The organism is Pseudomonas sp. RP-B7 (assembly GCF_059803535.1).
On the sequence record NZ_JAPFHC010000002.1, the window covers coordinates 309,981 to 320,082 of the forward strand.

The following is a 10,102-nucleotide window of genomic DNA, read 5'->3' on the forward strand; positions in this document are numbered from 1 at the left end:
GGGCAACGACATGAGCGCAAAAGTCTGGCTGGTGGGCGCAGGCCCCGGTGATCCGGAACTGCTGACCCTCAAGGCGGTAAGGGCCCTGCATGAGGCCGATGTGGTACTGATTGATGACTTGGTCAATCCGGCGGTGCTGGAACACTGCGCGAGTGCGCGGGTGATCACGGTAGGAAAACGCGGTGGATGTCGCTCGACGCCGCAGGATTTCATCCACCGCCTGATGTTGCGTTATGCGCGCCAGGGTAAGTGCGTGGTACGGCTCAAGGGCGGCGATCCGTGCATTTTCGGGCGGGGCGGCGAAGAAGCCCTGTGGCTGCATGAGCGCGGGATCGAGGTGGAGTTGGTCAACGGAATTACCGCGGGTCTGGCGGGGGCGACGAATTGCGCGATCCCCCTGACGTTGCGCGGTGTCAGCCGTGGTGTAACCCTGGTCACGGCGCATACCCAGGACGACAGCAGCCTGAATTGGCGTGCATTGGCCGAAAGCGGGACGACGTTGGTGGTGTACATGGGGGTGGCCAAGCTGGAGGAGATTCGCCAGCAACTGCTGGAGGGCGGCATGGCGGCGGATATGCCGGTGGCGATGATCGAAAACGCTTCGTTGCCTCACCAGCGCGAATGCCGCAGTGCGCTGTCGCGGATGCATGAGGACGCCCAGGCGTTTGCCTTGAAGAGCCCGGCCATCCTGGTGATTGGCAAGGTCGCGGCCAGTGGGCAAGCCGCTTATGTAGCGGCAGCGGCCAGCGCCTGAGGCAAATTGCAGGCGAAAAAAAGCCCGGCCTGAGCCGGGCTTTTTTCTACCACTCAGTAATTACTGAGCTTGGGCTTCAACCGACGCTTCTACGCGACGGTTAACAGCACGACCAGCTTCAGTTGCGTTGTCAGCAACTGGGCGGGATTCGCCGTAACCTACGGAAGTTACGCGGTTGGCAGCAACGCCGTCTTTAACCAGGACTTGCTTAACAGCGTCAGCACGACGCTGGGACAGCTTCTGGTTGTAAGCGTCTGGACCTACGGAGTCAGTGTGACCAGCCACTTCTACGTGGGTAGCTGGGTACTGCTTCATGAAGTCAGCCAGGTTTTTCACGTCGCCGTAGCTGTTAGGCTTAACAACGGCCTTGTCGAAGTCGAACTTAACGTCCAGCTCAACACGAACAACCTGAGCAACTGGAGCTTCTGGCTCTGGAGTTGGCTCTGGAGCTGGTGCTGGGGTAGGAGCTGGAGCTACTGCGCCAGCGTTGCCGCCGAAGTTCACACCCAGGCCAACCAATGCGGAGTAATCCCACTTGCCGTTGTCCAGAGCGTAGTCAGCTTCAACACCAGCACGAGCGTACAGGTTGTCGGTGAAGTAGTACTTCACGCCAGTACCAACGATAGCCAGGGTCGACTGATCGCGACCGCTGTGGCCGTCAGCTTTGACGTTGCCACGGCTCTGGTGACCGAAACCACCTTCTACGTATGGACGCAGGCTGTCTACGCCAGCTTGACCGAAGTGATACTGGGCAACCAGGCTGCCGGTATCGCCTTTGATTTTCTGGTTACCAGTACCGTCGTTCGAACGGGTGTGGTTGGTTTTGTCGTAGGACAGGTTCAACGACAGGTCGTCGGTCAGGAAGTAACCAATGCGAGCGCCTGGGTTGAAGCCGTCTTCGATGTGCTTAACGCTATCGTTGAATTGCTTCTTGTAGAACAGCTCGCCTTCAACTGCGCCTTGGCCTTGTGCCAGTGCGCCGAAAGAAGAAGCGGCAATAAGAGTACCAATGGCCAAGCCCAAGGTGTTTTTCAGTTTCATCCGTTAAATCCCCATCTGGTGATTGTAAAGCAGTCCCACAAACCGGGGGACAACTCGGCGACAAGTCTAACAGAACTTGCCTACACGTAAGAGATATTTGCCACGCACTAAGTTTCAGTCTCGCCCGCAAATTTCTCACGTAATTTATCTAGAGCACGTTTGTAACGCATTTTTGTAGCACTCAAACCCATGTGCATGATGTCAGCGATTTCCTGAAACTCGAGCTCTGCGACAAATCGTAGCACCAGAATTTCCCGGTCAATCGGGTTCACATACACCAACCAACGATCGAGTCCGCCCTTCTCCTCGGGTGCCGGCGTCTTCTCTTCAGACGCTTCCTCAAGGGGGTCCAGACTCAACGCGTCCATCAAGCGACGCTTTCGTCGTTCCTTGCGATACTGCGTGATGCACTCGTTGTACGTGATGCTATAGAGCCATGTCTTGAACTTCGATTTCCCCTCGAAGTTCTTCAAGCCGTACAGCACCTTGAGCATCACTTCCTGACAGACATCATCCGCATCTCTATCGTTCCCTAAATACCTTGAACAAACGTTGAACAGAGTGCGTTGATATCTGCGCATCAATTCTTCGTACGCGCGAGTTACGTGAAACAGCTCCGTGTGCGAGCGCGCGACCAACTCCTCATCAGAGAGCTCACGGGGGTCATAGCGCGTGGACAGCGTTTGGGCTTTATTCAAAACAAGTCGTGCCGACAGTCAGGTCAATGTCCGCTACAGCCCGGTCACCCGGGTTTGCGGCGGCGTACATTAGCAGGGTTTGCCGGATTAGCGGCTACTGACCTGCTGCTCCAGGAGAATCCGATTGGACAACGACACGAGGTCGCCGTCGTCGGTCAGCACTGTCGTCTTGACTGTACCGATCTCCTCGATTTGCCCTTCGACCTCGCCCACACGCACCTGTTGCCCCACCTGATACAGCTCACGCACATAGATTCCCGCAAGAATCTGGCCGGCAATTTCCCGGCTTCCGAGGCCCATGGCCAGTGCAACGGCCAGACCAACGGTAATCAAAACGATCACAATCACGTGGTTGAGCAGGTCAGTCTTGACCTCCAACTGGCTGATCGCGACCGAAATACTGATGATGATCACCAGCCCCTGGGCAATTCGCCCGAGGCCTGCGGCATAGTCCAGCCCCACGCCTTCCGCGGCGCCGCGCACCAGGCCATTGGCCAATTGCGCCAGCAGAACGCCTACCAGCAGCACCAACGCGCCGCCGAAAACCTTCGGCAAATACAGCGCCAGCATGTCGAGCGTAGCTGAAACTCGCTCAAGTCCAAGGGATTGAGCCGCAGAAACCAGAAAAATCAGCAATACGAACCAGTAGACGATCTTGCCGATCAGCGTGGAGATCGGCACTTGCAGCCCGGCACGCCCCAGCAACTTGGTCAGGCCGGTGCCAGCCATCAGGCGATCAAGGCCCAGTTTGGCGAGCAATTTGGACAGCAGGGTGTCGAGCAGCTTGGCCACGACAAAGCCCAGCAACACCAGTACCAGAGCACCAAACAGGTTGGGAATGAAGTTCGCCACCTTGGTCCACAACGCGGTCATCGCGGTGACCAGGCTCTGGGTCCAGAGATCAAGTTCCATATTCAATCAGCCTTATCAGCAGTGCGAGCAAGAGATCTACGACGGGAAACCGGCGATACGTGGGCCGAACCATTGTTCAGGGCCATCATCAACGCCGGCAGCCAACGACCGAGCAGACCGAACAAATCACCCGCCCCTACCTGACGGTTGGCGGTTTTCAGCACGCGACCCAGGCAGGCATCGTCATCCCGGTTGGATGGCGAAGCATTGAGCATGTCACGCAAAGACTGTTCGAACGGATCGTGCATAAAGACCTCTCGCAAGTGTTTTAAAAGACGAGGGTAAAATTCTTGGGGTCACATAGGACCCTTCCTACGTTCAGCTCATATTCAGCTCAAACCCAGCGCAATCGTCGAAATAGCCACCATTGTCCCAGCGCAACCGCCACCATCATTAGGCAGGCAATCACGAATCCGTAGGGGCTGGCGGAGAACGGAATCCCGCCCACATTGATACCCAGCAAACCGGTGAGAAAGCTCATCGGCAGGAAGATCCCGGTGATGATACCGAAGCGGTACATGGTGCGGTTCATGCGCACGCTCAAACGCCGGTCTTCGGCCTCCAGCACAAGCCCCACGCGCTCCCGAGCCAATTCGAGCTCTTCCAGGTAACGCGTCAGACTGTTGTTCAATTCGTTCCAGTAATCGGCATCGTCGTCACAGAACCACGGCAATTTGATCCGCGTCAGCTGGGCAAAAATGTCGCGCTGCGGGGCGAGGAATCGCTTGAGCCCGGCCGCTCGCCGACGGATCTGCAAAACGCTGCCATGTTCCGGGGTATACCGTTCGTCGGTATCGAGTTTTTCTTCCTCGGTATCGACGATTTCAGACAGGTCGGTGACCAGATCCTGCACTTTATTGGTCAGATACTGCGCCATATAAAGGATAAGTTCTGACGCCGTTTTAGGACCTTTGCCATCCGCCAACTGCACCAACAGCTCATCGGTGGCACGCAACGGTCGCAGGCGCAGGGAAATCACCCGGTTGGCCGCAGCAAAGATACGTACCGAGACCATGTCCTCCGGCTCGGCGCCGGGGTTCAGGTTGACCCCGCGCAGGAACAGCAACAGCTGCGCATCCGGCAGTGGCAACAGGCGCGGGCGGGTGTTTTCCTCCAGCAGCAGGTCGCAGGCGAATTCACTCAGGCCACTGGATTTGCGCAGCCAGGTCTGCGTTTGGGGATGACTGCGATCCCAGTGCAGCCATAGGCTTTCCTGGGGCTGCAGTTGCAAATCGTCAAGCTCAGTCCGGGCAATCGAACGCGCACCGCCTTTACCGTCCAGCACCAGGGCATGCACCAGCCCCCATTGCGCGTTTTCTTCCTCGAACATCCTCACCCCTGTCGGCTATTGCAGTTTATTCAGGCATTTTCAGCGGGCTTGGCGAGACAATCACGCCATTGTTGTCGGCGTAGATGTACTCACCCGGACGGAACGTCACCCCGGCAAACGTCACCACCACGTTCAGGTCGCCGATCCCGCGCTTGTCGGTCTTCATCGGATGGCTGGCCAGGGCCTGCACCCCCAGGTCGGTCTGCGCGATGACATCGACATCACGGATGCAACCGTAGATCACCAGGCCTTCCCAACCGTTTTTCGCGGCTTTCTCGGCGATCATGTCGCCCAGCAAGGCGCGGCGCAGGGAACCACCACCGTCAACCACCAACACCTTGCCAGCGCCCGGCTGGTCGGCTTGTTCCTTGACCAGCGAGTTGTCCTCGAAGCACTTGATGGTGACGATCTCACCGCCAAAGGAATCTCGGCCACCGAAGTTGCTGAACATCGGCTCGACGACCTGCACCAGGTCCGGGTAGGCATCGCACAGGTCGGGGGTCACGTAATGGTTCATCGAAAAAATTCCTTTCTGCCAAAGAAGTGTCTTTCAAGGAAGTACCGGTCGAAACAGGCGCAGAACATCCCACTCGCTTCGCCGCAACGCAATAGCCACTGCGCGACTGAATATGACCAGAAGCGTTCAGCGCGTCATATCTTAGCCGCAACCGCAAAGGAGCGAAACGCCCGTGGCTGAGCGCTCCATCAAACCTTAGTCGCAGGCTCGACCGAGGCACCGGGCAAAGGTGTGAGCGGATCCTTCAGCCATTGCGTCATCAACGGCCACACTTCAGCCTGCGCCGCCTTGCTGACCAGCATCTCTACGTGCCCGAAATCCCCGCTGAAACCCTGCTGGCGTCCCAGGCACAGGTACTGGCGATGCTCAGAACCCACCTGTTCGAACAGCTTGCGGCAGGCCCAGTCCGGGTCTTGATGATCGCCGGCGGCGCTCACCGCCAACAGCGGCACATCGACCTCGGCCAAACCTTTCCACCAATCATTCTTACCCTCGCCAAAACGGCCAAACAGGCCATTCCAGCGCATGGCTTCGATCAGCACGCCCGCCGGCTCATCCTCTGGGCCGCGCTTGTAGCGTGAGCCGGAAATCCCGCCGATGCGTTTCAACAGCAAGCGCCCAGTCCACTCCACCGGCGGCAGCTTCAACGGCCAATGCGTGCGACTGACCTGACAGCCAAACAATGCCGCAGAAGCCACCGCCGGTGCCCCCAGATACTCGCCTCCCAGGGCCGCAGCCAAGGTCGTGGCGCCCAGGGAATGGCCGATCCAGTGCGGAACCTGCGCACTTTGCTCACGTACAAACGCGCCAATGGCCGGCAAATCGTAACGCGCATAGTCGGCGACGCGGTTGCGCGTGTAGTCATGGTTGCGCTTGGACAAACCATGACCGCGCATTTCCGGGATCCATACATCAAACCCTTGGCGCGCCAGGTAGGCCCCCAGGCCGAGCCCCTTGGGCGAATACCAGAAGCGTCGGTTGGAAAAACTGCCATGCAATAAAATAACGGGAATGCCCCGGTTTTCCGGGACATCCGCCAGGCCCAAACGGGTAACCGCGAGCTCGACGGTGCCGTCGGGACTGTTACCGGGTTTGAGTCGGTAGACATCTTCACTCAGGTCGCCACGACGTTCAGCGCTGATCAGGGCGACAGGAAACAGGTTGCTACTGCTTTGCATAATGCTCTTGCACAAAAAAGGGCGGCGTCCGCGGGGATTGCCGCCCTGTACAGATAAGAATGCCGGTCACCCGCGACAGGTGACCGGCACTTTTGACGTATCGACCTTAGGCGGACGCTTGGCCTTCCGCCAGGAAGAACCAGGTTTCCAGCACGGAATCGGGGTTCAGCGAGACGCTTTCGATGCCCTGCTCCATCAGCCAGCGGGCCAGATCCGGATGGTCGGAAGGGCCTTGGCCGCAGATGCCAATGTACTTGCCAGCCTTGTTACAGGCCTGGATGGCGTTGGACAGCAGCTTCTTGACCGCAGGATTTCGCTCGTCGAACAGGTGCGCGATGATCCCGGAGTCGCGGTCCAGGCCCAGGGTCAGCTGGGTCAGGTCGTTGGAACCGATGGAGAAGCCGTCGAAGTACTCCAGGAACTCTTCGGCCAGGATGGCGTTGGACGGCAGTTCGCACATCATGATCACGCGCAGGCCGTTTTCGCCACGGGACAGGCCGTTTTCAGCCAGCAGGTCAACAACCTGGCTCGCTTCGCCCAGGGTACGCACGAACGGCACCATGATCTCGACGTTGGTCAGGCCCATCTCGTTGCGCACACGCTTGAGGGCGCGGCATTCGAGCTCGAAGCAGTCACGGAACGCTTCGCTGATGTAACGCGAGGCGCCACGGAAACCCAGCATCGGGTTTTCTTCTTCCGGCTCGTAGAGCTTGCCACCGATAAGGTTGGCGTATTCGTTGGACTTGAAGTCCGACAGGCGCACGATGACCTTTTTCGGGTAGAACGCCGCCGCCAGGGTGCTGATGCCTTCCACCAGTTTCTCGACGTAGAAGCCCACCGGGTCGTTGTAGCCGGCGATGCGCTTGTCGACGCTTTCCTTGATGTCCAGCGGCAGGCCGTCGTAGTTCAACAGGGCCTTGGGGTGCACGCCGATCATGCGGTTGATGATGAACTCCAGGCGGGCCAGGCCCACACCGGCGTTCGGCAGTTGCGCGAAATCGAAGGCACGGTCCGGGTTGCCGACGTTCATCATGATCTTGAACGGCAGGTCTGGCATGGCATCGATGGAGTTTTGCTTGATGTCGAAGCCCAGCTCACCTTCAAAGATGAAACCGGTATCGCCTTCGGCGCAGGAAACCGTCACGCCCTGGCCGTCTTTCAACAGCTGGGTAGCGTTACCGCAACCCACCACCGCAGGAATCCCCAGCTCACGGGCGATGATCGCCGCGTGGCAAGTCCGCCCGCCACGGTTGGTGACGATCGCGCTGGCGCGCTTCATCACCGGTTCCCAATCCGGGTCGGTCATGTCGGAGACCAGTACGTCACCTGGCTGGACTTTATCCATTTCGGACACGTCCTTGATGATCCGCACCTTGCCGGCGCCGATGCGCTGGCCGATGGCACGGCCTTCCACCAGCACGGTGCCGGTTTCTTTCAGCAGGTAGCGTTCCATGACGTTGGCCGAAGTGCGGCTCTTCACGGTTTCCGGACGGGCCTGCACGATGTACAGCTTGCCGTCGTCGCCGTCTTTGGCCCACTCGATGTCCATCGGGCACTTGTAGTGCTTTTCGATGATCATCGCTTGTTTGGCCAATTCGCTGACTTCAGCGTCGGTCAGGCAGAAACGCGCGCGCTCGGCCTTGTCGACATCAACGGTCTTGACCGAGCGACCGGCCTTGGCCTCGTCGCCGTAGATCATCTTGATGGCCTTGCTGCCCAGGTTACGGCGCAGGATGGCCGGGCGACCCGCTTCGAGGGTGCCCTTGTGTACGTAGAATTCGTCCGGGTTTACCGCGCCTTGTACGACGGTTTCGCCCAGGCCGTAGGCGCCGGTGATAAACACCACGTCACGGAAGCCGGATTCGGTGTCCAAGGTGAACATTACGCCGGCGGTGCCGGTTTCCGAACGCACCATGCGCTGCACACCGGCAGACAGGGCCACCAGCTTGTGGTCGAAACCTTGGTGTACGCGGTAGGAAATGGCGCGGTCGTTGAACAGCGAGGCGAAGACTTCCTTGGCCGCGCGGATCACGTTTTCCACGCCGCGGATGTTCAGAAAGGTTTCCTGCTGACCGGCGAAGGAGGCGTCCGGCAAGTCTTCGGCAGTGGCCGAGGAGCGCACGGCGACGGCCATGTCCGGGTTGCCCGCCGACAGGGCGGCGAAGGCGGTGCGGATTTCCGCGTTGAGCTTCTCGGGGAACTCGGCTTCCATGATCCACTGGCGGATCTGGCTGCCGGTCTTGGCCAGGGCGTTGACGTCGTCGACGTCCAGTGCGTCCAGCGCGGCGTGGATCTGAGCATTGAGGCCGCTCAGTTCGAGGAAATCGCGGTAAGCCTGGGCCGTGGTGGCAAAACCACCGGGCACCGATACACCAGCGCCTGCAAGATTACTGATCATCTCGCCGAGGGATGCGTTCTTGCCCCCTACGTGCTCTACATCATGGACGCCGAGCTTATCGAGGGAAACTACGTACTCTACCAAGGTGATCTCTCCACTAACTGTGTTGGAAAAGCTCAGGACGCGGGCTGCTCAGTAGGAGCTTTCGCCGGCGTTTGTGGCCTGGACCTGGAAAATAAGTGAGAATGCGGCCCACTGTGGGACGGCAAAATCGCGCCTATCATATCCAAGATTCGTCATCAGCTTAAGGCCCAGGGCTCAAATGAAACGATCTGCTTTCTTTATCTCCGACGGCACCGGCATCACAGCCGAAACATTGGGTCAAAGCCTGCTCGCGCAGTTCGAAAACATTACCTTCGCCAAATTCACGCGGCCTTACATCGACAGCGTGGAAAAAGCGCGGGCCATGGTACAACAAATCAATCTGGCGGCTGAAAAAGACGGCTTTCGGCCGATCATTTTCGACACGATCGTCAATCAAGACATCCGTGAGATTCTCGCAACGTCGAATGGTTTCATGATCGACATCTTCTCGACCTTCCTGGCGCCCCTGGAACAAGAGCTGAGTGAACACTCCTCGTATTCCGTAGGAAAGTCCCATTCCATTGGCCATAACTCCAACTATATGGAGCGTATCGAGGCGGTGAACTTCGCCCTCGACAATGACGACGGTGCCCGCACGCACTACTACGACAAGGCCGACCTGATCCTGGTGGGCGTATCGCGCTGCGGCAAGACCCCGACCTGCCTGTACATGGCCATGCAATTCGGTATCCGCGCGGCCAACTATCCGCTGACCGAGGACGACATGGAACACCTGACGCTGCCTGCGGCCTTGCGTTCGCACCGGCACAAGCTGTTCGGCCTGACCATCGACCCGGACCGCCTTACCTCGATCCGCAACGAGCGCAAGCCCAATAGCCGTTATTCCAGCTATGCGCAGTGCGAATTCGAGGTGCGTGAAGTGGAAAATCTGTTCCGCCGCGAGAATATTGCGCACATCAATTCCACGCATTTCTCGGTGGAAGAGATTTCCGCGAAGATTCTGGTCGAAAAAGGCGTAGAGCGCCGCTTCAAGTAACCCCGAAGCCTGTAGTGAGCGGGCTTGCCCCGCGCTGGGCGGCGCAGCCGCCCCAAATCCAGGCGGCCGCGGTCTTTCTGAAACACCGCGGCGGCCTTATTGGGGCGGCTTCGCCGCCCAGCGCGGGTGTAGAACCGTAGACATCCTTTACATCTGAAACCGGGGACATCGTTTACACATTTTAGGCTTGGAC

10 protein-coding genes are annotated in these 10,102 nt (G+C 58.7%); 2 read left to right on the forward strand and 8 right to left on the reverse strand.

Features of this window, described 5'->3' with window-relative positions:
- Positions 1 to 10 precede the first annotated feature (10 nt).
- Positions 11 to 754 (forward strand): uroporphyrinogen-III C-methyltransferase, encoded by a 744-nt coding sequence (gene cobA, locus OPU96_RS04180; protein WP_226454893.1) that lies wholly within the window; start codon positions 11 to 13, stop codon positions 752 to 754.
- A 60-nt stretch (positions 755 to 814) separates the two neighbouring features.
- Here the strand turns inward: cobA and OPU96_RS04185 are convergent, their stop codons facing one another.
- The 8 genes from OPU96_RS04185 to ppsA all read right to left on the reverse strand — a co-directional run bounded on the left by OPU96_RS04185 (position 815) and on the right by ppsA (position 8,912).
- The gene (locus OPU96_RS04185) at positions 815 to 1,795 is read right to left on the reverse strand and encodes an OmpA family protein (RefSeq protein ID WP_226454892.1); all 981 of its coding nucleotides are present in this window, start codon (positions 1,793 to 1,795) and stop codon (positions 815 to 817) included.
- Positions 1,796 to 1,902: 107 nt separating this feature from the next.
- Entirely contained in the window at positions 1,903 to 2,493 is a 591-nt protein-coding gene (gene sigX, locus OPU96_RS04190) for an RNA polymerase sigma factor SigX (protein ID WP_122485727.1), read from the reverse strand.
- 87 nt (positions 2,494 to 2,580) lie between these two features.
- A complete protein-coding gene (locus OPU96_RS04195) occupies positions 2,581 to 3,405 on the reverse strand; it encodes a mechanosensitive ion channel family protein (RefSeq protein WP_003175519.1) in 825 nt (274 codons plus the stop codon).
- Between the two features lie 2 nt (positions 3,406 to 3,407).
- Complete coding sequence (locus OPU96_RS04200; RefSeq protein WP_192297163.1) at positions 3,408 to 3,653, reverse strand: CrfX protein; 246 nt, start codon at positions 3,651 to 3,653, stop codon at positions 3,408 to 3,410.
- A gap of 86 nt (positions 3,654 to 3,739) precedes the next feature.
- Positions 3,740 to 4,735, reverse strand: coding sequence for a divalent cation transporter CmaX (cmaX, locus tag OPU96_RS04205; RefSeq protein WP_192297164.1), 996 nt, complete (start codon positions 4,733 to 4,735; stop codon positions 3,740 to 3,742).
- Positions 4,736 to 4,760: 25 nt separating this feature from the next.
- A complete protein-coding gene (rraA, locus tag OPU96_RS04210) occupies positions 4,761 to 5,252 on the reverse strand; it encodes a ribonuclease E activity regulator RraA (protein ID WP_032887592.1) in 492 nt (163 codons plus the stop codon).
- A gap of 188 nt (positions 5,253 to 5,440) precedes the next feature.
- A complete protein-coding gene (locus OPU96_RS04215) occupies positions 5,441 to 6,430 on the reverse strand; it encodes an alpha/beta fold hydrolase (protein WP_226454890.1) in 990 nt (329 codons plus the stop codon).
- 106 nt (positions 6,431 to 6,536) lie between these two features.
- Positions 6,537 to 8,912 (reverse strand): phosphoenolpyruvate synthase, encoded by a 2,376-nt coding sequence (ppsA, locus tag OPU96_RS04220; protein WP_226454889.1) that lies wholly within the window; start codon positions 8,910 to 8,912, stop codon positions 6,537 to 6,539.
- A 178-nt stretch (positions 8,913 to 9,090) separates the two neighbouring features.
- Between ppsA and ppsR the strand changes: the two genes are divergently transcribed.
- Positions 9,091 to 9,909: a posphoenolpyruvate synthetase regulatory kinase/phosphorylase PpsR gene (gene ppsR / locus OPU96_RS04225; RefSeq protein ID WP_192297167.1), complete on the forward strand. Its 819-nt coding sequence runs from the start codon at positions 9,091 to 9,093 to the stop codon at positions 9,907 to 9,909.
- The last annotated feature ends 193 nt before the right edge of the window (positions 9,910 to 10,102 follow it).

Coding starts and splice junctions, on each gene's coding strand:
- cobA (WP_226454893.1), top strand. CDS start 11: ATGAGCGCAAAAGTCTGGCTGGTGGGCGCAGGCCCCGGTGATCCGGAA.
- OPU96_RS04185 (WP_226454892.1), bottom strand. CDS start 1,795: ATGAAACTGAAAAACACCTTGGGCTTGGCCATTGGTACTCTTATTGCC.
- OPU96_RS04195 (WP_003175519.1), bottom strand. CDS start 3,405: ATGGAACTTGATCTCTGGACCCAGAGCCTGGTCACCGCGATGACCGCG.
- OPU96_RS04200 (WP_192297163.1), bottom strand. CDS start 3,653: ATGCACGATCCGTTCGAACAGTCTTTGCGTGACATGCTCAATGCTTCG.
- cmaX (WP_192297164.1), bottom strand. CDS start 4,735: ATGTTCGAGGAAGAAAACGCGCAATGGGGGCTGGTGCATGCCCTGGTG.
- rraA (WP_032887592.1), bottom strand. CDS start 5,252: ATGAACCATTACGTGACCCCCGACCTGTGCGATGCCTACCCGGACCTG.
- OPU96_RS04215 (WP_226454890.1), bottom strand. CDS start 6,430: ATGCAAAGCAGTAGCAACCTGTTTCCTGTCGCCCTGATCAGCGCTGAA.
- ppsR (WP_192297167.1), top strand. CDS start 9,091: ATGAAACGATCTGCTTTCTTTATCTCCGACGGCACCGGCATCACAGCC.